Raw genomic sequence first — 22,510 nt, forward strand, 5'->3', positions numbered from 1 at the left:
AGGCGTTCAGCGTGCGCAGGCGCTCCTGGTACTGGCGGTACAGGGTCAGCACCTTGCCGCCCGCGGCCTCGCCAGCGTCCTCAGGGCGCAGGCGGTCGGGCGGCAGGGCGCGGTCCTTCCACCGCTCGATGACCGACAGCAGCACGCGGGCCGGCCATTTCTTGGAATCCACCCCCTCCGCCTCCATCAGCTGCTTCAGCAGGCGCAGCTGGTCGTCGGTGTCCAGGATGGTGAAGCTGGAGGTCAGGCCCACCAGTTCGGCATGGCGTCGCAGGATGCGGGCGGCCAGGGCGTGAAAGGTGCCCATCCACCAGCCCTCGGTGTCCGTGCCCATCAGCGCGCCCACGCGCTCCCGCATCTCGCGCGCCGCCTTGTTGGTGAAGGTGACCGCCAGGATGTTCCAGGGGCTGACCCGCCGGGTCATCAGCAGATGGGCCAGCCGGGTGGTCAGCGCCCGGGTCTTGCCCGTGCCGGCGCCGGCCAGCACCAGGACGGGACCGTCCAGCGCCTCCACCGCCTCGCGCTGCGCCGGGTTCAACACGTCCAGATAGGCCGGCGACCAGCCAGCCGGCAGGGGTGGTGGCGGCGGGGCCGGCGCCGGACGCGGGGCGGCGACGAAAGGCGCGAGCTTCTCAGGCTCGTCCTTCTTGGGCGGGGCGGGCGGGTCCAGACGGGAAAACAGATCGGTCATGATGGGAACATATATAGCACAAGGCCTCCATTCGTCTGCCCCTACGATCACTGATCCAGGGCCCCTACCCTTTCCGCCGCTGCCTTCCAGAAGGGCCGCCTCCCCTAAAGGGAGAGCAGCTATCCCGTTGCACAAGGGGGTTCATATGGTGGAAAGATAAGGACTAACGTGATGAAGCCCTTCGTCTGGCAGCCCCATCCGGGCAGCCACCGGCGAAGCGGGGAGTGAACCGATGAACCTGCGCTTGAACGACACCAAGACGCTGCAAGCGATTGGCATCCTGGCGGACGTGCTGGACGACCTGTCCGGGCCGGAACGCCTGGAATGCCTGATGGCCGCCAACGCCCTGCGCCAGGTTCTGGAAACCCGGTCGGAGAACGCGCTGGTCTTCGCCCGTGAGGCGTTCGAGTCGCTGGAATCGGACGTGCGCCGCCAGATCCACACCGACGCCACCGAAGCCGCCATCAAGGTAGTGGCCACCACGCGCGCCCAGGGCACGCTCCGCGCCAGCCGCGACCGCAAGTCCACCGGCAGCCCCTTCCTGGACGCCATCAACGCCGGCGGCATGAAGACCGAGCGGAAGTGGTAATGCGCTGACGCGCCTCAGCCTTTCCCGGCAAAGCCAACTTCAAAGGCGCGTGGAGCGTAGCGACGAGGTCCCGACTGGGACCGCCGCAGTTTGCGGGGAGCGTCAGCGGACCGCGAAACGAGGACAAGCCAAAGGGCCCGGATGGGCCGCCGGCGATTGAGGAACTTCACACAAGAGCCGCCTCGGCCGGCGCCACGAAGGCCCGAACCTGGTTGCGGCCTTGGTGCTTGGCCATGTACAGCGCCTCGTCCGCCCGCTGGATGAAACGGCCCAGCGTCTCGCCCGGCTCGTAGAGGGCGACACCGACGGATAGCGTGATGTTGCCGATGGCGGCGCCGGAGGTGCGCTTCACGATCCGCCGGTTGGCGATGGTGGCCCGGGTCTGTTCGGCGAAGGCCAGCGCCTCGTCCAGGGTGGACTCGGGCATGATGATGGCGAACTCCTCGCCGCCGAAACGGGCGGCGGTGTCGCGACCGCGTACCGAATCCTTCAGGGTGCGGCCCACCAGCTTCAGCACCTGGTCACCGACCACGTGCCCGTGATTGTCGTTGAATTTCTTGAAGAAATCGATGTCGATCATCAGCAGGCACAGCGGCCGGCCATCCTCCATGGCGGTGGCCGCGGCCTCGCGCAGGGCCTGGTCGAATTGCTTGCGGTTCGCCAGGTCGGTCAGCGCGTCGGTCATGGCCTCGCGGCGGACCACGTCCAGGTCGCGGCGCATGCTTTCCAGCTGCTGGGCGCTATCGGTCAACTGCGTCTGCAGGAACTGGTTGCGCACGGCCACGCGCTGCGCCTGCTCCGTCATGGCGCGGATGACGCCGCGCAGCTGGTCCAGGGTGTTGGACAGATCGACCTGCCCCTGGAACACCTTCAGCGCCGCGCCGAAATTGCCCACGTCATTGCCGGCGGACGACACGGCGCCGGTGATGCCGGCCAACGCCTCCGTCAACTTGACACCGATTTCCTGGATGGCCTGCAGCTCATCATCGGCGGCGAAGAACTTGTGATACAGCTCGCCGCAGCGCGCCTCGGTGAACGGCAAGCCGTTACTGGCGATGATGTCCACCGCCCGGGTGAGGTCGGGGTAGCGGCCGCTGTAATAGGCGTACCAGACGGTGAAGTTGTGCGGATTTGGGGCCACGGACTCGGCGCGCATACGCTCCATCGCCCGGTCGGCGAGGTGGCTGGCAGCCTGTGATCCCTCAGCAAACAGCACGTGCACTTCCCCACGCGATGAGCCTGACCGGGCGGTGACCGGTTCCGGGACACCTTCAGGGTACCCCCATTTCAGGGAGGACCGCCCTCCGCCCTTATCCGTAAGAATAAGTCACAAAACCGCGGCGATGGAAACGAAGGAAAATTGGAAAGAGTTATCTTATCCGAAATCGCTCGCACCGCAGCCAACGGCCCGCGAAGGCCCGCACTCAAAAAAACGTGCCTTGCCGCGTAAAGAAACAGGCCCGCGCCCAAGGGATCGCCCCCGGCGCGGGCCTGCGAATACAGCGCCACCACTTTCGTGTGGGCGGCCTGTTCTGATGCTCCATCAGGCGGAGGTGATGGCCCGTTCAACCAGCTGGCCCAGGTGCTGGGTGCGCTTGGTCAGGCTCTGCAGCACGGCGGAGATTTCCGCAGTGGCCGCGGCGGTCTGGCCCGACAGGTTCTTCACTTCGCCGGCGACGACGGCGAAGCCCTTGCCGGCCTCACCCGCGCGGGCGGCCTCGATGGTCGCGTTCAGGGCCAGCAGGTTGGTCTGCTTGGCGATGGCGTCAATCTGCTGGGCAACGGTGCCCACCTTCTCGATCTCGGCGCGCAGGCCTTCCAGTTCCCGGCTGATTTCCTGGAGGGCGGAGGACAACTCGGTCTTCGACAGACTGGTGGGCGTGGAGCTCATCGATGGCACCTGAGGGTTGAATGGGTGTCGTTGGAACGGTGGCCGAGTGTCCCCTGCCGGGACGGCCAACCGATGCCTTCTAATACCACAGAAGAACAGGGGCCGGGACGGACAAAATCAGCTCTCTTGGATATGCCTCGATTTATTTGATTCGCTTGCGAAATGATCCCGAATTCCAGCGATAAGGCATAAGAAAAGCCGCCCCAGGTTTCCCCGAGGCGACCTTTCCCGCATCATAACTGTAACTTGCCTTTAGAAGCGCAGGGCCTTCGCCCGCACCACGCTGGGCAGGCCCTGGATGCGCTCCAGCAGGGCGTCGCCCACCTCCTGGTCCACGGACACCAGGGCGATGGCGTTGGCGCCGGCCTCGGTGCGGCCCAGGTGGAAGGTGGCGATGTTCACGCCGGCGTCACCCAGCGTGGTCCCCAGCTTGCCGATGAAGCCGGGCTTGTCCTCGTTGCGGATGAACAGCATGTGCTCGCTCAGCTCCGCCTCGATCGGCACTTCCTCGATCTGCACGATGCGTGGCTTCTCACCACCGAACAGGGTGCCGGCCACGGTGCGGGTCGCCCGCTCCGTCTGCACCACGACGCGGATCAGGGTCTGGTAGTCGGCGGCGTCCTCGCGCTTGGTCTCCGCCACCTTGATGTCCCGCTCGCGGGCGATGACGGGGGCGTTGACCATGTTGACCGAGGCCAACAGGGGCGACAGCAGGCCCATCAGGACGATGGCGGTCAGCGGACGGGTGTTCAGGTCAGAAACCTGGCCCTCGTACTCCACCGTCACCGACTTCAGGCCGGTCTCGGTGATCTGGCCGGCGAAGCCACCCAGCTGCTCGGCCAGCTTCATGTAGGGCTTCAGCTTGGGCGCGTCCTCCGCCGAAACCGAGGGCATGTTCAGCGCGTTGACCACGGCGCCGGTGACCAGGAAGTCGGACATCTGCTCGGCCACCTGCAGGGCCACGTTCTCCTGCGCTTCCGTGGTGGAGGCGCCCAGGTGCGGCGTGCAGATGATCTTCTCATTGCCGAACAGGATGCTTTCCTTGGCCGGCTCTTCCGCGAACACGTCCAGGGCGGCACCGGCGACATGGCCGCTGTCCAGCGCAGCCTTCAGGTCGGCCTCGACGATCAGGCCGCCGCGGGCGCAGTTGATGATGCGCACGCCGGGCTTGGTCTTGGCCAGGGCCTTGGCATCCAGCACATTGCGGGTGGCGTCGGTCAGCGGCGTGTGCAGGGTGATGAAGTCGGCGCGGCGCAGCAGATCATCCAGCTCCACCTTCTCCACGCCCAGGTCCTGGGCGCGCTCGGCCGACAGGAAGGGGTCGAACGCGACGACGCGCATCTTCAAGCCCACGGCGCGGTCGGCCACGATGGAGCCGATGTTGCCGCAGCCGATGACGCCCAGGGTCTTGCCGTACAGCTCGACACCCATGAAGCGGTTCTTTTCCCACTTGCCGGCATGGGTGGAGGTGTTGGCGGCCGGGATCTCACGGGCCAGCGCGAACATCATGGCGATGGCGTGCTCGGCGGTCGTGATGGAATTACCGAAGGGCGTGTTCATCACCACCACGCCGCTAGCGGTGGCGGCGGGCACGTCCACGTTGTCGACACCGATACCGGCGCGGCCAACCACCTTCAGGTTGGTGGCGACGGCCAGGACTTCCTTGGTGACCTTGGTGGACGAGCGGATGGCCAGGCCATCGTACTTGCCGATGATGGCTTTCAGCTCATCGGGCTTCAGGCCGGTGATGACGTCGACCTCGACGCCGCGCTCCTTGAAAATCTCGACGGCGCGGGGGCTCAGGCTGTCCGAAATGAGAACCTTGGGCATGGCTCTGCGATCCTTCTGGAGGATGGGCCGGCGCCGCCCCCGAATGTAACTCGGGTGTCAGGCGGCGCCAGGCCGTATGTCGGGAATAGGCGTTAAGACGCGAAAGCGCGGATCAGGCGACCAACTCGGCCGCGACCGTGGCGTAGGCCCAGTCGATCCACGGCAGCAGCGCCTGGATGTCCGACCGCTCCACCGTGGCGCCGCCCCAAATGCGCAGGCCCGGGGGGGCATCGCGATAGGCGCCGGCGTCCAGCGCCACGCCTTCCTTTTCCAGCAGGGCCGCCACCTTCTTCGCGACCTCCGCCTGGACCTCTGCCGTCTGGGTCGCCAGCTTCGGGTCGGCGAACTTCAGGCAGATGGACGTGCAGGATCGTGTGGCCGGCACATCGGCCAGGAAGGCCGCGGTGGTGCCGGCGGCAACCCAATCGGCCACGGCCGCCAGATTGCTTTCGGACCGTTCGATCAGGCCCGTCAGGCCGCCCACGGATTCGGCCCAGCGCAGGCCGTCCAGGGCATCCTCCACCGCCAGCATCGACGGGGTGTTGATGGTCTCGCCCTTGAAGATGCCTTCGACGATCTTGCCGTCCTTGGTCATGCGGAAGATCTTGGGCAGCGGCCAGGCCGGCTTGTAGCTTTCCAGGCGGGCGACGGCGCGGGGGCTCAGCACCAGCATGCCGTGCGCGGCCTCACCGCCCAGCACCTTCTGCCAGGACCAGGTGACCACGTCCAGCTTGTCCCACGGCAGGTCCATGGCGAACGCGGCGGAGGTGGCGTCGCAGATGGTCAGGCCATCACGATCGGCGGCGATCCAGTCACCGTTAGGGACGCGCACACCGGAGGTCGTGCCGTTCCAGGTGAAGACCACGTCGTTCTTGAAATCGACCTGCGTCAGGTCCGGCAGCTTGCCGTAACCGGCGGTGAAGGTGCGGGCGTCGGCCAGCTTCAGCTGCTTCACGACGTCGGTCACCCAGTCCTTGCCGAAGCTTTCCCAAGCGACCATGTCGACGCCACGGGCACCCAGCAGCGACCACAGGGCCATTTCCACGGCGCCGGTGTCGGAAGCGGGCACGATACCGATGCGGTAGTCGGCAGGGATGTTCAGCAGGGCACGGCTGCGGTCAATGACCTCTTGCAGCTTGGCCTTGCCGGGCTTGGACCGGTGCGAGCGGCCCACCAGGGCGCCCTTCAAGGCTTCCAGCGTCCAACCCGGACGCTTGGCGCAAGGACCAGAGGAGAAATTCGGATTCGACGGCCGGCTCTCGGGCTTCGGCGGTACGGTCATGTTGCTATTCCTCGCAGAATAGTTGCGCCCCGTTGGGGGGGCGTGTCCCGCCGCGGACCTTATGGGCACCGCGCAAGAACGTCAATCATGACGATATGGGCGCGACACATTGCTGCCATGCCGGAATGCAGTGCGAAACATTCTTTCGGGTGGATCTGTGCTCGCCCCGCACGGGCGCCAGCATTCGCCGCCCCGGCTTACGGTGCATAACCGCCGGGCCGCCCGTCGGCGATCTCAGGCCGCCGCGTGCGGGATCAGGGCCGGCGGCACCAGACGGCTGGCGGCCAGGTTCTCACAGAGCTTGAAGTAGTTGTCCCGACGCTCCGACGCACTCTCGAAGCGCTCCAGATAGTTCAGGATGAATTCCGGCCGGCGCAGCGCCGTGGTCAGCGTGTCGCTGGCGAAGCCACGGGCCCTGCCCTCCGGCAGGCCCCCGCAGGTGTTGATCAGGGCCAGCATGCGATCGGCGAAGCCCATGGCCTGGTTGCCCACGATCTCCGTCCGCACCGTCTCGAACAGGGCGCTGTCGAGAATCTCCAGCATCTCACGCTTCGGGCCCTCGGGCAGGCCGGCATTCATGATGCGGTCGGACAACTCGCTGAGCGGTGGAATGATGTCCATGCGCCGATTCTGGCAGCCCATGTCCCAGACGATATCATCCGGCACGATCAGGGACCGCAGGTAGGGCGCCAGCTTGGCCTTGGCCTGCCTGCCCGGCGCCATGTTCACCAGGCTCAGGACCAGGTTGATCTTGGAATAGGTCCCACGGGCCATGGCCATGACATCCGCCATGGCCTCCGGCTGGATCAGCTTGTCGGCGCGCAAGTTGATCGCTTCCTGGATTTCCTCGTCGTTCACCAGGGCCGGTGCCGTCACCTTCAGATGGTCCTGGATCCGGACCAGGGCGCGCAGCTCATCCTGGATGTTGCGCTCGCCATGGAACGGCAGGCGGGCGTGCAGGTGGCGCAGCAGGCCCAGGCGCAGCTCCGCCAGGGTGCGGGGCAGAACCCCCTGCGCCAGCAGTTCCGACAGGGTGATGACGCCCGGCAGATGGCTGCCGGCATCGTCCATCTCCACCTTGCCCAGCTTGCCGACGTAGAGGTTGATGGCGTTCAGCACCAGCTCGATGCGGTCGGCCTCCTTCCCCACCAGTTCCCGCAGGGCCAGGGAGGAGCCCATGATCTCGGCAGCAATGCTGTCGATGATGCGCATCTCGCGCACCGACAGTTCGGGACTGAACAGGCGGAACAGCCGGTCCAGCTTTTCCATCCAGGTCTTGGTGCCGGCCAGGTAGGCGGCGGTGGCGCGATAGAGGCCGGGCATGGGATCGGCCCCACCGACGGCCAGCTTGTCAGCCAGCGCCTTCAAACCGCCCGGTGCCAGCGGCGGCACGGGATTGCCCTTGGCCTTGGCCACCAGACGGCTGAGGCCGTCGTCCACCATGGCCATCAGTTCCTTCATGCGCGACACGGCCGACTGCTGCGTGCCGCGCACCTGCTGGCTGGCCAAGCGCTGCAACGCGCCCTGCACCAGGGTGCCGGCGTTGTCCAGCGCCCGGGCGGCCACCTCGTAATACAACACCTCCAGCGGGGTCAGCCGGTGCTCATCCAGGTAGCGGGCGAACAGGCCCCGAATGACCTGGCGCTGGATGTCACCGGTGAAGTCCTCCGCCCGGTCACACCAGGAGGCGTCGCGGCCGGGATTGGCGATCTGCAGGGGATCGGTCTCGGCCACGCCGGCGCGCAGGCGCTTGCGCACGGTGATGTGGCTCTTGAAATCGTGGTCCAGATAGTCGCGGCGCCGGACGATGCGCACGCCGTCGACCTCCTTGCGGTCGATCAGCAGGGCGGCCGCCGGCTCGATCTGCCGGAGGTCAGGCCCTTCCTTGACCAGAAGCCACTGGTCATTGTGCAGGCTATGCAGCTCGAACGCGGTTTTAACCGTTCCGACTAGGTGCTGTTGCCTCTCCACGGGGACCCTGGCTCCAACGAATAGATTGACGCTGCCGTATCATTAATACAGCTTAAACGCCCAAATTTATTAAAGATGCGTGTCGTATAATCCCGCATCCGGGGGGCCGGGTAAACGGCTATGTCCGCAACCACCCCTTCCGGAACTGGCATGCCAGAAAATTCGGGGGAATTGGCCCCCTGGAATCGGGCTGACCTGGAGCGGAAGGGTCAAACCATCGGTTGGGGGCAGACCGACCAACGCCATACCCCTTCCGACTCCAAAGCGTCCGGCATCCTCCCCAAAAGGCAGGCCCGGGGTCAATCTGCTGAACGGCATAGACCGTCGGCCAAACCATACCTTTTGGTGGAGAAATTAAATCACGACTGATGGCAAGGGTTGTGTCGTCGTCGGCGACCCTCAGATATGGATATGTCCCTCCAGAAACAGCGCCGCCTGCCCACCGATGCGCACACGGTCACCGTCCAGACGACAGGTCAGCGCCCCCCCCCGCCGCGACACCTGCCGTGCCGACAGCCGGTCGGTACCCAGGCGCCGGGCCCAATAGGGGATAAGGGTGCAATGGGCGGACCCTGTCACCGGATCCTCCGGCACGCCCTTGGCCGGCGCGAAGAAACGGGAGACAAAGTCCACGCCGGGTTCATCCCCCGGCGCCGTGACGATGACGGCGAAGCGGTCGATGTCCATCAAAGCCGCCATATCCGGGGTCAAGGCGCGCACGGCGGCGGCATCGTCATAGACCACCAGATAATCGCGGGCGGCCAGGATGGCGGTGGGCGCCGCGCCACCGAGGGCCGCCACCAAACCATCATGCACCGTTTCCGGGATTTGCGGCGGGCGGGACGGGAAGTCCAGGGTCAACAACCCGTCTAGCCGCCCCACGGCCAGTAGGCCGGCCTTCCGCGTGCGGAACACCACCCTGTCGGTGCCAGGATGCAGGATGTTCATCATCAGATGCGCGGTCGCCAGCGTGGCGTGGCCGCACAGGTCAACCTCCACCGCCGGCGTGAACCAGCGCAAGCCCCAGGCGCCGTCATCGCCGGCACCGGGCGGCACGAAAAACGCCGTTTCCGACAGGTTGTTCTCGGCCGCGATCGCCTGCATCGCCGCGTCCGGCAGCCAGGCCTCCAGCGGCACCACGGCGGCGGGGTTGCCGCCGAAGACGGCGTCGGTGAAGGCATCGATCTGATAGATGGGCAGGCGCATGGCGATCATCCTCCAGGAAGCGCGGGACGGCATTGTCCCGCCAAAAGGTGGCTAGCAATGAAGACAATTCCGGAATAGAACAGGGACATATTCCCATCAATGCCGATATTGTCCCCATGACAATGACTGAAAAACAGCCCCAATGGCTGCCTGACATTTCGCGGCGCACCGGCCCCCGCTATCGCGCCATCGCCGCCGCCCTGCAGGACGATATCGGCAGCGGCGCCCTGCCCATCGGCGCCAAGCTGCCCACCCACCGCGACCTGGCCTGGCGGCTGGGCGTCACGGTGGGCACGGTCACCCGCGCCTATGCCGAGGCGGAACGCGGCGGGCTGATCGGTGGGGAGGTCGGGCGCGGCACCTTCGTGCGCGATCCCCGCCCGGCCGAGGCGCCGGTGGACAACACCGGCATCATCGACCTGTCAGTGAACGCCTCGGCCCAGCACCCGAATGAGGAGCGGCTGCGCCAGGCGCTGGTGCAACTGGCGGCCCGCAGCGACCTGTCGGGCCTGATGCATTATCCCCCCGTCAACGGCAGCGTCCGACACCGCCAGGCTGGCGCCGCCTGGATCGAGCAAACCACGGGCATGGCGGTCGACCCCGCTCTGGTCCTGCCCACGGCCGGCGGACAGAACGCCATGCATCTGGCCCTGGCCGCCATCACCCGGCCCGGGGACAGCCTGCTGGTGGAGAGCCTGTCCTACCCGGCGGTGAAGCCGCTGGCCGGGCTGCTGGATCTGCGGCTGGTACCGGTGGCGATGGATGGCGAAGGCTTGCTGCCCGAGGCGCTGGAGCAGGCGGCGCGGGCCCATGGCGCCCATGCCCTGTACTGCATGCCACGACTGCACAACCCGACCACGGTGACGCAAGGGCCCGCGCGGCGCCAGGCAGTGCTGGATGCCTGCCGGCGGGCCGGCATCCTGGTGGTGGAGGATGATGTCTACGGCTTTCTGGCGTCCGCCACCACGTCCGGTTGGTCACCATTGGCCGCGCTGGATCCGGAGCGGGTGCTGTTCCTGACCAGCCTGTCGAAAAACCTGATGCCCGGCCTGCGCACCGGCTTCCTGCTGTGCCCGCCGGCCCTGATGGACCGCGTGCGCACCCTGCTGCGCGCCACCCTGCTGGGGGTCAACCCGTTGGGAGCTGAACTGTCGGCGGAATTCATCCTGTCCGGCGCCGCCCTGGACAGCGCGGCCCAGCGCCGCGCCCTGGTGGCGGAGCGTCAGGCCCAGGCCCGCCGCCTGCTGCCCGGCGTCCCCTCCGATCCCGCCTGCCCCCACCTGTGGCTATCCCTGCCCGAGCCCTGGCGGCGGGAGGATTTCGCCCGCGCCCTGATAAGCCGGGGCGTGCGCATCACCCCAGCAGACGCCTTCGCCGTCGCCCGGGGCGATACGCCCCATGCCGTGCGCGTCTGCATCGGCGGGGTGGAGCGCACCGACGTTCTGGAGCAAGGGCTGCGCACCCTGGCCAATCTGCTGGCCGAGCCGGCGGCGATGGGGGACAGTTTCGTTTAGGGGAACGGCCTGACCGTATGCGCGTGGTTCAGGGGGCCGTGGCCGCCGCCGAACCCAGGGGCGGTGCGGATGGCCTCCTGCACGTAGGCATGCGCCCGCGCCACCGCCGCCGGCGCGTCCAAGCCCTGGGCCAAGCCACAGGCGATGGCCGAGGCCAGGGTGCAGCCGGTGCCGTGGGTGTGCGCCGTGTCGATGCGGGATGCCGTATAGGCATGCTCCCCGCCCCGGGTCACCAGCAGGTCGGTCACCACCGGGCCGTGCCGATGACCGCCCTTCAACAGCACGGCATGGGCACCATGGTCCAGCAGCCGGCAGGCCGCGCGGCGCATGTCGTCAAGGCTTTCCACCACCAGCCCGGTCAGGGCGGTGGCCTCCTCGGTATTGGGGGTCAGCAGGGTGGTGATGGGCAGCAGGCGCTTGATGGCGACCGACAGGGCACGGTCCTCCAACAGGCGCTGGCCACCCTTGGCCACCATGACGGGATCGACCACCAGGGCCGGCACGCCCACCTCGGTCAGCACCTCGACCACCGTTTCGATGACCTCGGCCGAGGCCAGCATGCCGGTCTTGACCGCGTCGGCACCGATGTCGGCCAGGCAGAGCCGCATCTGCAGGGCGATGAAGTCCGGCGGCACGGGCATGACCGCCCGCACGCCGTGGGTGTCCTGCGCCGTCAGGGCCGCCACCGCCGTCATGGCGTAGCCGCCCAGCGCCGTCACCGCCTTGATGTCCGCCTGGATGCCGGCGCCGCCACCACTGTCGGACCCGGCGACGATCAGGACGCGGCCGCGCACGGCCTTATTCCGCGACTTTGGCGGCCGGTGCCGGAGCCACGTCCTTGATGGCGGCGACAATGTCATCCACCACCGCCGTCACCAGGCCCTGGTCGTCGCCCTCCGCCATCACGCGGATCAGCGGTTCGGTGCCCGACTTGCGGATCAGCACGCGGCCGGTGCCGCCCAGGCGCGACTCGCCGGCGCGGATGGCGTCCTGCACGCTGGCGGCCGCCAGGGGGGCCGCCCCGCCCGCCGGTTCGAACCGCACGTTCTTCAACACCTGGGGCAGCGCCTGGAAGACGCGCAGCACCTCCGACGCCGGCTTTCCCGACTGCTGGATGACGGCCAACACCTGCAGGGCGGCCACCAGGCCGTCGCCCGTGGTGCCATGGTCGGACAGGACGATGTGGCCGGACTGTTCGCCGCCCACGTTGAAGCCGTGCTCGCGCATATGCTCAACCACGTAGCGGTCGCCCACGGGCGTGCGGGCCAGGCTCAGCCCACGGCTCTTCAGGTGTAGTTCCAGCCCCAGGTTGGACATGACGGTGGCCACCACGCCGCCACCACGCAGCGTGCCGGCGTCGGCGCTGGCGCAACCGATCAGCGCCATGACCTGGTCGCCGTCGATCTGGGTGCCGGTCTCGTCCGCCAGGATCAGGCGGTCGGCGTCGCCATCCAGGGCGATGCCCAGGTGGGCGCCATGGGCCACCACCGCGTCGCGCATCGCCTTGGGCGCCGTGGCGCCGCACTCCTTGTTGATGTTGAAGCCGTCCGGCGCCACCGCCACGGGAACAACCTCGGCCCCCAGTTCCCACAGCACCTTGGGCGCCACCTTGTAGGCGGCGCCATGGGCGCAATCGACCACGATCTTCAGCCCGTCCAGCCGCAGGCCGCGCGGGAAGGTGGCCTTGGCCTGCTCGATATAACGGCCGATGGCGTCGTCCAGGCGTTGGGCCCGGCCTAGATCCTTGGCGCTGGCCAGATCGCTGCCGAAGCCTTCCGCCATGCGCGCCTCGATGGCGGCCTCCACGTCGTCCGACAGCTTGTAACCGTCCGGCCCGAACAGCTTGATGCCGTTGTCGTAGTACGGGTTGTGGGAGGCGGAGATCATGACGCCCATGTCGGCCCGCAGGGAGCGCGTCAACATGGCCACGGCCGGTGTCGGCATGGGCCCGACCAGCGTCACGTCCATGCCCATGGAGATGAAGCCCGCCACCAGCGCCGGTTCCAGCATATAGCCCGACAGGCGGGTATCCTTGCCGATGACCACCAGATGGCGGTGGTTGCCGCGGCGGAACTGCAAGGCCGCCGCCATGGCCACCTTCAGGGCCGTTTCGGCCGTCATGGGCTCGGTATTGGCCGTGCCGCGGATGCCATCGGTACCGAAGAGTTTACGCGCCATCGTCTTTCACGCCGTCGTCAGAAGTCTAAGCATCACGCCGGATGCAGCGCCTGCCACAGGGCCCGCGCCTGCACCGTCTCGGCCACATCATGCACCCGCAGGATATGCGCGCCCCGGTCGAGGCAGGCAAGGCCGGCGGCCAGCGACCCGGCCACCCGGTCCTTCGGCGCCTCCCCCCGCGACAGGGCGGCCAGGAAGCGCTTGCGCGACAGGCCCACCAGCAGGGCGCAGCCGGTGCCATGATAGAGCGCCGTGTGGCGCAGAATGTCCAGATTATGCGCCACCGTCTTGCCGAAGCCGATGCCGGGGTCGATGGCGATGCGCTCACGCGGGATGCCGGCGGCCACGCAGGTCGCCACCCGGGCCAGCAGGTAATCCATCACATCCAGGGCGGCATCGGCGTAGCGCGGCTCCAGCTGCATGGTGCGGGGGTCGCCCTGCATGTGCATCAGCACCACCGGGCAGCCGCGCGCCGCCACCAGGGCCAGGCTGTCGGGATCGCCCTCCAGCGCGCTGATGTCGTTGACGATGCGGGCGCCGGCGTCCAGCGCCGCCGCCATGACGGCGGCGTGGCGGGTGTCGACGGAGATCACCGCCCCCGCCGCCGCCAGCGCGCGGATGACAGGCACGACGCGCGCCTCCTCTTCCGATGGCGACACCGACGCCGCCCCGGGACGGGTGCTCTCGCCACCGATGTCCAGGATGTCGGCACCCGCTTCCATCAGTGCAAGACCATGGGCGACGGCGGCGGCGGCGGCGGCGAAATCCCCTCCATCGGAGAAGCTATCCGGCGTGACGTTGACGATGCCCATGACCAGGGGCCGGGACAGGTCCAGCCCGGCGAAGGCCGGGCGCGGCGCGGACAGCGACGCCACGCGCCGGTCCACCTCCGCCGCCAGGCCGACTCCGGTTGCCCAGCCGGCCAGCTTCGGAAGGTCCAGTATCGCCCGCTCGACGCGCCCCGTCTGGCGCACCGCCACCTCGACCCGGGTAAAGGCCAGGGCGGTACCGGCCAGAGGATTGCCGGCACCGGCGTCGGAACCGGACAGCAGCGCCACTGGAGTCAGATACAGGTCTTGCGGCGCGATGGGGCCGACGGGCAGCGAATCACGAGTCATGGGGACGGAGTCCGTGGTGGAAGCGGCGCGATCCTAGCCCCTGCCCCCTGAAAGCAAAACCCCCGGCCGCCATGGGGCGACCGGGGGCCTTGAAGATCATGCCGGGCTGATCAGGTGCCAGGCTGCGGCTCGGGGGAGAACGGGCCGCCATCGGTGCTGGGCGTGCCGCCGGTGGTCGGCACCGAGGTGCGGCGGCCGACGCCGCGCGGCGGCACCTTGGGCGGGTCGTTGGCCTCGGGCCGCACGATGGACTCGCCGCGCAGCAGGGCCCGCACCTCGTCACCCGACAGGGTCTCGTACTCCAGCAGGGCGTTGGAGGTGTTGTGCAGGTCGTCCATGTGCTCCGTCAGGATGCGGCGGGCATTACCCTCCGCTTCCTCGATGATGCGGCGGACCTCCTGGTCGATGATGTTGGCCGTGGCTTCGGACATGTTCTGCTGCTGGGTCACGCTGTGGCCCAGGAACACCTCCTGCTCGTTGGCGCTGTAGCGCACGCGGCCCAGGCGGTCGGACATGCCGTACTCGGTCACCATGGCGCGCGCCATCTGCGTCGCCTTCATGATGTCGTTGGAGGCGCCGGTGGTCACCCGCTCCGGCCCGAACACCAACTCTTCCGCCATGCGGCCGCCGAACAGCACGGCCAAACGGCTCTCCATTTCGATCTTTTCCCAGCAATACCGGTCACGCTCCGGCAGGGCCATGGTCACGCCCAGCGCGCGACCGCGCGGGATGATGGTCACCTTGTGCAGGGGATCGGCCTTGGGCATGTAGATGCCCACCAAGGCGTGGCCCATCTCATGGAAGGCGGTGGTGCGCTTCTCCTCCTCGGTCATGACCATGGACCGGCGCTCCGCGCCCATCATGACCTTGTCCTTGGCATTCTCGAAGTCGGCCATGCCCACCACCCGCTTGCCGCCGCGGGCCGCCAGCAGCGCCGCCTCGTTCACCAGGTTGGACAAATCGGCGCCGGAGAAACCAGGGGTGCCGCGGGCGATGGTGCGGGCGTCCACATCGGGGGCCAGCGGCACCTTGCGCATGTGGACCTTCAGGATCTTCTCGCGGCCCAGGATGTCGGGGTTGGGCACGACCACCTGGCGGTCGAAGCGGCCAGGGCGCAGCAGGGCCGGATCCAACACGTCGGGACGGTTGGTGGCGGCGATGAGGATGACGCCCTCGTTCGCCTCGAACCCGTCCATCTCGACCAGCAGCTGGTTCAGGGTCTGCTCACGTTCGTCGTTGCCACCGCCCAGGCCGGCGCCACGATGGCGGCCGACGGCGTCGATTTCGTCGATGAAGATGATGCAGGGGGCGTTCTTCTTGCCCTGCTCGAACATGTCACGGACGCGGGAGGCGCCGACGCCCACGAACATTTCCACGAAGTCGGAACCGGAGATGGTGAAGAAGGGCACGTTGGCCTCACCCGCAACGGCGCGGGCCGTCAGGGTCTTACCGGTACCCGGCGGGCCCACCAGCAGCACGCCCTTCGGGATCTTGCCGCCCAGGCGCTGGAACTTCTGCGGGTCCTTCAGGAACTCCACGATCTCTTCCAGCTCCTGCTTGGCCTCGTCGATGCCGGCCACGTCGTCGAAGGTGACACGGCCCACCTTCTCGGTCAGCAGGCGGGCGCGGCTCTTGCCGAAGCCCATGGCCTTGCCGCCGCCGGACTGCATCTGGCGCATGAAGAAGATCCACACGCCGATCAGGACCAGCATGGGCAGCCAGGACAGGATGATGCTGAACAGCGTGGGGTTGCCGCTGTCATCCGGCACCGCCGTGATCTTCACGTTCTTGTCGGCCAGGCGGCTCACCAGGTTGCTCTCCGGCGGCACATAGGTCGAGAAGGTGCGGTTGTCGCGGTAATGACCCGTGACCTGGGGGCCCTTGATGGTGACGTCGGCGACCGTGCCGCGCTCAACCTCTTCCAGCAGTTCGCTGAAGGGGATGCTGGCTTGCGTCGTCCGATTGGAGGAAGTCTGGAAAAGATTGAACAGCACGAACAGCAAGACGCCGATAAATGCCCACAGCGCCAAATTTTTACCGAAGTTGTTCACGTCTCTCAGCCTTTCCTCGACCAACCGCGCCCTGCCACCCGGCCGACAGGACCGGTATCGATGGCGGGGGCCGCGGCCCTCCCGGTGGTTTTAGCCCACATCCGGCATCAAACCACAGGGACCGTTTCCATTAGATAATGACGCGGGCGTCCGAGACAACTGCCATCACGTCTAGACCGGCCTCCGCCTTTGGCAAAAACGGGGGAGGTGCGACCGGCGACGGTGGGCGGAACGCCGGCGGAGCCCAGGCGGCGCGCGGCTCCGGCCCATCCACCCCCTCCCCCGCCGGGGGGCCAAGCGGCCCCACCCTCCAGTCCAGATGTGGCACCGCCAGCAGGGCTGTCCCCCGGCGAAAAACGGGCAGGGTGGGCCAGACGGGCTTGGGAATCCGCGCCAGCGCCGGCAAGGTCAGGACCGCCAGCCGGCGCGCGTCCGCCACACCCAGCGCGCCCAGCGTCAGGTCCGGTTCGCCGGAGCGAACCTCCACCTGGAACCGCCCGTCCCAGCGCACCGTGCCGCCGGCCACGGCCACCGGTGGGGCCATGCGTCCCGCCTGGCGCAACAAGAGCAGCATCCGCCGCCCCCCCGCCCCGGCCAGGCGCCGCGCCTGGGAGCCGGCCAGCGTCAAGGCCAGGGGGCCCGCGTCCGGCGCCCACAGCCTGGGCAAGGCTGTCAGCAGACGGGCCACGGCCTCAGCCGGCGGCGGATAGGGCTGACCACCCAACGCCGCCGCCAGGCCCGCCAGCAGGCGCGCGGCCACAGGGGACGGCAGCAGGGTCAGCGCATCGGCGTCCACCACGGCATAGCCCTCCGGCGCCAGCAGGACATGGCGGGCGGCGGCATCGGCCACCGCCACCTCCAGCGCGGTGCGGACCCGCGCCGCGTCGGCGGCGTGCGCCAGCAGGTCGGACACCGGCACCGTGCCCCCCTGGCGGCGCAAGCGCCCCCGGGCGTAGCGGTCCATCAGGTTGGAGGGATCGTCGATCCAGGACAGGCCGAAAGCCTGGCAGGTGGCGCCGAAGTCGGCGCGGGGCAAGGGCAGCAGGGGGCGCAACAGGCGCACGTCGGCCAGGGCGCGCACCGCCGCCATGCCGGCCAGCCCGTCGGCACCACTGCCCCTTTCCGCCGCAGGGCCACGGTTTCCGCCTGGTCCTCGCGGTGGTGGGCCAGGCACAGATGCAGGATGCCCCGTTCCCGGCAGGCCGCCGCCAGGAGCGCGTACCGTGCTTGGCGCGCCGCGGCCTGCAGGCCCGTCGCTGGCTTCGGCCCTTCCCAGGTCAGGATGGCGTGGTCGATGCCGCGCGCGGCCAGCCAGCGGGCCACCTGCGCCGCCTCCGCCGCCGACTCAGGCCGCAGGGCGTGGTCGACGGTGAACGCCTGGATCCGGCCGCCCCGGGCCTGGGCCCAGCGGTGGGCCAGCAGGGTCAGGGCCAGGCTGTCGCGGCCGCCAGACACGCCGACGGCCAGCACGGGCGCCGTCTCGAACGGCCCCAGGGGCGCCATGAGGCGGGCGAACAGCGCATCATCGACCGCCGTTCCCCCCGACTCGCCGGTCTTGCCCCCGGCCGCTTCCATGGCATCCCGCCCCTAGTTGCCCGTCCTCACTTGCAGCCCAGGCGGCCCTTCTGCTCCTCACCCCGGCGCTTCACGGTGGGGGAGGCGTCCTTGTCAGCGTCCAGCTGCTTCAACACCACGCAGGCGCTGGGCCTGTCCCCCAGGCCGTCGAGAGACAGCGCCAGCTTCAGCAGGTAGTCAGCACCCTTGGTGCTCTTGGGATACTTCTTGTAGCCGTCGCCGAAGGCCACGGCGGCGGCCTTGTAGTTGCCGCGCATATAGAAGGTTTCACCCAGCCAATACTGGGCGTTGGCGGCCAGCGGGTTGTCCGGGTTCTGCTTCAGGAACTGGCTGAACGCCCGCTCTGCATTGGGGGCGTCACCCTGGCGCAGCAGGTTGAAGGCGTAGTCGTACTGGTCCTGCGCCGGGCCGGCCGGCAGCGGACCGGCGTCGGACGCCGGGGCGGTGGCGGGTGCGGCCGCGCCCTTGGCCGGCGGCGGCGCGGTGTCGGTCGGCGGCAGGGGCGGCTTGCCCGTGCCCTTCAGGTCGGCCGGGGGCGGCGGGGCGCCCGCGTCGGTCCCACCGCCGTTGGCGCCCAGGCCGATACCAGCCTTGTCCTCCAGCTTCTGCAAGCGCAGCTCGATATCGGCCGACAGCTTGTCCAGCCGCTCCTTCATCTGGGACACCTGGTAGGCCAGTTCCTCATACTTGCCGGTCTGCTGCTGCGTCTGGGTTTCCATCTGCAGCTTCAGTACCTCCAGCTCGCCGGCCGCGGCCGAACCGCCGCCGCCGGGAACGCCCGTCATGGGCCCGCTGGGCTTCACGCCGTTGCGGTAGACGTCGCGCGACAGGGTCTGCATGTCCGTTTCCAGCCGCGACAGGCGGTTCAGCAGATCCTGCATGTCCCGGCTCTGCGCCTGCGCTGGCGCGGACGCCAGCAACGGGGCCGCGACCAGGGCGGCCACGGCGGCCCAGCGGCACCAGGAGCGCGAAAGCCAGGGGCGCGACAGAATGGGGATCGGGCGGGGGGACGTCAGCGACGGCGTCATGGGGTCGGTTCCGGGAGCGATCATCGGGACTGGGAAAATCAGCTTGGCACAACGGCTTGGCCAGCCAAGCGGCACCTTGGCGCGGGGACCTGTCCATCCGGAAGGGTCGATGCGCGCCACCTTATCTCAAAGGAAGTATTACTCTGCCCTAAAGTAATATCCGCCAAGTAAAAAGGCGCCGCCCGACCCCAAGGGTCGAACGGCGCCTCCTTAACCGGCTACCCTTGGGGGGCAGATCAGTTGATGACCGTCACGCCGCGACGGTTCTGCGCCCAGGCGGCCTCGTTGGAACCGAGGACGGCGGGACGCTCCTTGCCGTAGCTGATCACCTGCACGCGGGCCAGGTCGACGCCCAGGGCGGTCAGGTAGTTCTTCACGGCGTTGGCGCGGCGCTCACCCAGGGCGAGGTTGTACTCGCGGGTGCCGCGCTCGTCGGCGTGGCCTTCGATGGTGATGGTGACCGAACCGTACTTCTTCAGCCAGGCGGCCTGCTTGTCCAGCGTGGCGGTGGCTTCGGGGGTCAGGTCGAACTTGTCATAGCCGAAGAACACGCGGTCACCGACGTTGACCACGAAGTCTTCCTTGGAACCCGGGACCGGGCCGGTCGGCTTCGGCGCGGGGGCCGGAGCAGTGGTGGTGGTGGTGCCGCCGGTGGCGACTTCGGCCTTCTTCTCCGGGGTGGAGGAGCAAGCGGCCACCAGGGCGAGAGCCGCACACAGGCTCAGGTATTTCATGCGCATAGTTTGAGACCCCCTACGGACAACTTTAAAGTGGGATTGATGTTATCGCGACCGCGATCTCGATTGAAGTGAGGTGGCGGCGGCGGCTGTCAAGCCGCCACCGCCACTTATTCCCGTCTCTGTAGACCGACAAGTCTTACGTCGCTCTTGCGCTGCGAAAGTACTGTGGCGCACTCACGGAATCAAGGGCGACCAAGCGGGGTCGGAGGCGTCGGTGGGCGTCAACATCTGCCGTTCGTTGCGCCCGGTGAGGTCGATGGAGTAGAGGCGGACCTGGCGCTGGCGACCGCCCTCACCCGTCGGCTTTTCCTTAAAATACATGAGGACGCGACCGTTGGGCGCCCAGGTTGGCCCCTCAACCAGGTAGCCGGTGCTCAATTCACGCTCACCGGAACCGTCCGGGCGGATCACGCCGATCGAGAACCGGCCACCGTTGATCCGTGTGAAGGCGATGAGGTCACCGCGGGGCGACCAAACCGGTGTACCATACTTGCCAGCGCCGAAAGTAATACGCTGAACATTCGTGCCATCAGCATTCATCGTATAGATCTGCTGACTACCGCCTCTATCGGATTCGAAAGTAATTTTACTTCCGTCCGGAGAGAAGGAGGGAGCGGTATCAATGGCCGGATTGTCGGTCAGCCGGGTCTGCCGACGGGTGCGCAGGTCCAGCAGGTAGATGTCGGTGTTGCCGTTGGTGGCCAGGCTCATGATGACCTTGTTGCCATCCGGCGAGAAGCGCGGGGCAAACGTCATGCCCGGAAAGTCACCCAGGACTTCCTGCCGGCCGGTGTCCACGTTGAAGATATACACCCTAGGTTTGTTGTTGAAGTAACTCAGGTATGTAATTTCCTGAGCCGTGGGCGAGAAGCGCGGGGTCAGCACCAGCACCCGTCCATCGGTCAGATAGAGGTGTTCTCCCCATCCTGGTCCATGATGGCCAGACGCTTTTGTCGCGCCGTCGCCGGACCCGATTCGGCGATGTAGACGACGCGGGTGTCGAAATAGCCATCCTCGCCCGTCACGCGCTTGTAGATGGCGTCTGCGATGATGTGGGCGATGCGGCGCCAACCGTCCGGCTGGGTGAAGTAGGCCAGACCGGTCAGCTGCTGCTGCGCCAGCACGTCGAACAGGCGGAATTCCACCTTCAGGCGGCCGTCGGGCTGGACGGCGGCGGTGCCGCTGACCAGCGCCTGGGCGTTGATGACCTTCCAGTCACCATAGCGCGGCAGGCCGGCGGCCAACTGGTCCGGCGTCTGGATGAAGGCACGGTGATCCAGCGGCCGGAACAGGCCCGACCGTTCCAGGTCGGCCTCGACCACGTTGGCGATCTGCTGTCCCACCGGCTCGCCATAAAACTGGGTGACGGCGATGGGCAGGGGCTCGACGGTTCCCTTGTCGATGCTGACATGCAACTCGGCCTTGGCCGGAACCGCGACCGCCAGGAACAGCACGGCGGCCAGGGCGATGGCGCGCCTTATGGCGATGAGCGTCTCTCGCGTGGTCATCAGAACATGTCCTTCGGGCTGAACGTGAACACGATGGACCCGGCCCCGCCGTACTTATCCTTGGGCAGGCGCAAGGTCGAACATTGATCCTTTTGCAGCGCGCGGAGGGTGCTCTCCACGAAACTGCGGTACGTCGGGTTGCTCAGCGAGCCATTGCCGGTGACGTAATCCACCTTGGTGACATGCATGGCGCTGTCGAAGGTGACGCGGATGTCGGCACTCATCTTGTCCACATCCTTGCCACCCGCCGGCACCGCCCAGCACCCCGCCAGTTGCGAGCGCAATGCATCCTCTTCTGACGCCGAAAGATGGTCGGATTGAGGCTGGGCTTGTGAGGTCTGCTGTGTCTTAGGCGTGTCCTTGGCCGGGGTATCCTTCGCCGTCTGCTTGGGCTTGTCGTCCTTCAGCTTGTCCACGTTCTTCAGGATGCTGTCGAGCGACGGCGTGTCCTTCTTCGGCGGTTCCGGCTTCTTGGGTTCAGGCTTGGGCGGCTCGGGCTTCGGTTCCGGCTTCGGCACGGGCTTGGGCTGTTCCAGCTCCGCCGTCTGCTGCTCCTCGATCTTCGGCACCTCCATCTTCTTGATGGGCAGGGCCTCGGGCTCCGGCGGCGGCGCGGGCTTGGGCGGCGGCGGCGGTTCCGGCTTCGGCGGCTCAGGCTTGGGCGGTTCGGGCGGCGGCGGTTCCGGCACCTTCTCCGGCGGCGGAGGGGTGGGTTCAGCCTGCGCCTGTTGCGGCGGCGTGGGCGGGGTGGGATCGGGCTGCGGCTCCGGCGCCTGGGGCGCCGGCGGCTGCGGCGTTTCCGGTGGCTTGACCGAGGTGTTGGTCAGCGCGCTGATGTCCATCTCCACCGCCACCGGCTCGGACATGACCAGCGGTTCGCTTTTCAGCAGCGGCAGGCCAAGGATGGCCAGCAGCAGCAGCGCGATGTGCAGGACGGTTGAAAAGATGATGGCCGGACGCATGGGATCGGTCGGGCTTCCTGCTAGCGACGGGCCGGGTGGTCGGGCATCTGGGAGATCAGCGACACCTTCTTGTAGCCGGCGCTGCTGATCGCCCCCATGACCTCGATGATGCGACCATAGGCCAGCGACTTGTCGCCGCGCACGAAGATGCGGGCGTCGGCGTTGTTCTGGCTGATGGCCTGCAACCGCGGCACCAACTGGTCGAGGTCGGTCTTGGTCTCATTGAGATAGACGTCGCCGTTCTCGCGGATGGACACCACCAGCGGCTCGTCCTGGCCCGGCACGGCGGGGGCCGAGGCCTTGGGCAGGTCGACCGGCACGCCCACGGTCAGCAGGGGTGCCGTGACCATGAAGATGATCAGCAGCACCAGCATCA

Annotated in this window: 17 protein-coding genes and 2 pseudogenes; 2 read left to right on the forward strand and 17 right to left on the reverse strand. The window is 67.7% G+C overall.

Annotated elements, in window-relative coordinates; all coding sequences use genetic code 11:
- A partial coding sequence (locus I55_RS31310) for an ATP-dependent helicase (RefSeq protein ID WP_044564654.1) occupies positions 1-691 on the reverse strand: 691 nt, incomplete at its 3' end.
- A gap of 232 nt (positions 692-923) precedes the next feature.
- On the opposite strand from I55_RS31310, the gene I55_RS33735 reads away from it, so the two are divergent.
- Positions 924-1,280, forward strand: coding sequence for a hypothetical protein (locus I55_RS33735; protein ID WP_049974686.1), 357 nt, complete (start codon positions 924-926; stop codon positions 1,278-1,280).
- 166 nt (positions 1,281-1,446) lie between these two features.
- Here the strand turns inward: I55_RS33735 and I55_RS31320 are convergent, their stop codons facing one another.
- The 6 genes from I55_RS31320 to I55_RS31345 form a co-directional block, all read right to left on the reverse strand.
- Positions 1,447-2,496: a GGDEF domain-containing protein gene (locus tag I55_RS31320; protein ID WP_049974690.1), complete on the reverse strand. Its 1,050-nt coding sequence runs from the start codon at positions 2,494-2,496 to the stop codon at positions 1,447-1,449.
- A 327-nt stretch (positions 2,497-2,823) separates the two neighbouring features.
- Positions 2,824-3,171 carry a methyl-accepting chemotaxis protein gene (locus tag I55_RS39215; RefSeq protein ID WP_004273812.1) on the reverse strand — a complete coding sequence of 116 codons (348 nt, stop codon included), beginning with the start codon at positions 3,169-3,171 and terminating at the stop codon, positions 2,824-2,826.
- Positions 3,172-3,423: 252 nt separating this feature from the next.
- The gene (serA, locus tag I55_RS31330; protein ID WP_044564656.1) at positions 3,424-5,001 is read right to left on the reverse strand and encodes a phosphoglycerate dehydrogenase; all 1,578 of its coding nucleotides are present in this window, start codon (positions 4,999-5,001) and stop codon (positions 3,424-3,426) included.
- 112 nt (positions 5,002-5,113) lie between these two features.
- Positions 5,114-6,283 (reverse strand): phosphoserine transaminase, encoded by a 1,170-nt coding sequence (locus I55_RS31335; RefSeq protein ID WP_044564657.1) that lies wholly within the window; start codon positions 6,281-6,283, stop codon positions 5,114-5,116.
- A 234-nt stretch (positions 6,284-6,517) separates the two neighbouring features.
- A complete protein-coding gene (locus I55_RS31340) occupies positions 6,518-8,254 on the reverse strand; it encodes a hypothetical protein (protein ID WP_044564658.1) in 1,737 nt (578 codons plus the stop codon).
- 399 nt (positions 8,255-8,653) lie between these two features.
- The gene (locus I55_RS31345; RefSeq protein ID WP_044564669.1) at positions 8,654-9,460 is read right to left on the reverse strand and encodes a PhzF family phenazine biosynthesis protein; all 807 of its coding nucleotides are present in this window, start codon (positions 9,458-9,460) and stop codon (positions 8,654-8,656) included.
- Positions 9,461-9,576: 116 nt separating this feature from the next.
- Between I55_RS31345 and I55_RS31350 the strand changes: the two genes are divergently transcribed.
- Complete coding sequence (locus I55_RS31350; protein WP_044564659.1) at positions 9,577-10,974, forward strand: PLP-dependent aminotransferase family protein; 1,398 nt, start codon at positions 9,577-9,579, stop codon at positions 10,972-10,974.
- On the opposite strand, the gene thiD is transcribed toward I55_RS31350, so the two are convergent.
- The 10 genes and pseudogenes from thiD to I55_RS31400 all read right to left on the reverse strand — a co-directional run bounded on the left by thiD (position 10,971) and on the right by I55_RS31400 (position 22,508).
- Entirely contained in the window at positions 10,971-11,768 is a 798-nt protein-coding gene (thiD, locus tag I55_RS31355; RefSeq protein WP_044564660.1) for a bifunctional hydroxymethylpyrimidine kinase/phosphomethylpyrimidine kinase, read from the reverse strand. The genes I55_RS31350 and thiD overlap by 4 nt on opposite strands.
- Positions 11,769-11,772: 4 nt before the next feature.
- Positions 11,773-13,152, reverse strand: coding sequence for a phosphoglucosamine mutase (gene glmM / locus I55_RS31360; RefSeq protein ID WP_044564661.1), 1,380 nt, complete (start codon positions 13,150-13,152; stop codon positions 11,773-11,775).
- Positions 13,153-13,184: 32 nt separating this feature from the next.
- Entirely contained in the window at positions 13,185-14,270 is a 1,086-nt protein-coding gene (gene folP, locus I55_RS31365; protein ID WP_044564662.1) for a dihydropteroate synthase, read from the reverse strand.
- A 110-nt stretch (positions 14,271-14,380) separates the two neighbouring features.
- Complete coding sequence (gene ftsH, locus I55_RS31370; RefSeq protein WP_044564663.1) at positions 14,381-16,321, reverse strand: ATP-dependent zinc metalloprotease FtsH; 1,941 nt, start codon at positions 16,319-16,321, stop codon at positions 14,381-14,383.
- Between the two features lie 130 nt (positions 16,322-16,451).
- A pseudogene (gene tilS / locus I55_RS39625) lies at positions 16,452-17,896 on the reverse strand (tRNA lysidine(34) synthetase TilS).
- Between the two features lie 26 nt (positions 17,897-17,922).
- Positions 17,923-18,924: a tol-pal system protein YbgF gene (gene ybgF / locus I55_RS31380; RefSeq protein WP_049974689.1), complete on the reverse strand. Its 1,002-nt coding sequence runs from the start codon at positions 18,922-18,924 to the stop codon at positions 17,923-17,925.
- A gap of 236 nt (positions 18,925-19,160) precedes the next feature.
- Positions 19,161-19,664, reverse strand: coding sequence for a peptidoglycan-associated lipoprotein Pal (gene pal, locus I55_RS31385; protein WP_044564664.1), 504 nt, complete (start codon positions 19,662-19,664; stop codon positions 19,161-19,163).
- 174 nt (positions 19,665-19,838) lie between these two features.
- Positions 19,839-21,172 (reverse strand): annotated as a pseudogene (tolB, locus tag I55_RS31390) (Tol-Pal system beta propeller repeat protein TolB).
- The gene (locus tag I55_RS31395; RefSeq protein WP_044564665.1) at positions 21,172-22,134 is read right to left on the reverse strand and encodes a hypothetical protein; all 963 of its coding nucleotides are present in this window, start codon (positions 22,132-22,134) and stop codon (positions 21,172-21,174) included. The pseudogene tolB and the gene I55_RS31395 overlap by 1 nt, the downstream one beginning before the upstream one ends.
- Positions 22,135-22,154: 20 nt before the next feature.
- Positions 22,155-22,508 carry a biopolymer transporter ExbD gene (locus tag I55_RS31400; RefSeq protein ID WP_044564667.1) on the reverse strand — a complete coding sequence of 118 codons (354 nt, stop codon included), beginning with the start codon at positions 22,506-22,508 and terminating at the stop codon, positions 22,155-22,157.
- Positions 22,509-22,510: the final 2 nt, after the last annotated feature.

It is taken from the genome of Azospirillum sp. B4, assembly GCF_000333275.1.
Taxonomy (GTDB): domain Bacteria; phylum Pseudomonadota; class Alphaproteobacteria; order Azospirillales; family Azospirillaceae; genus Nitrospirillum.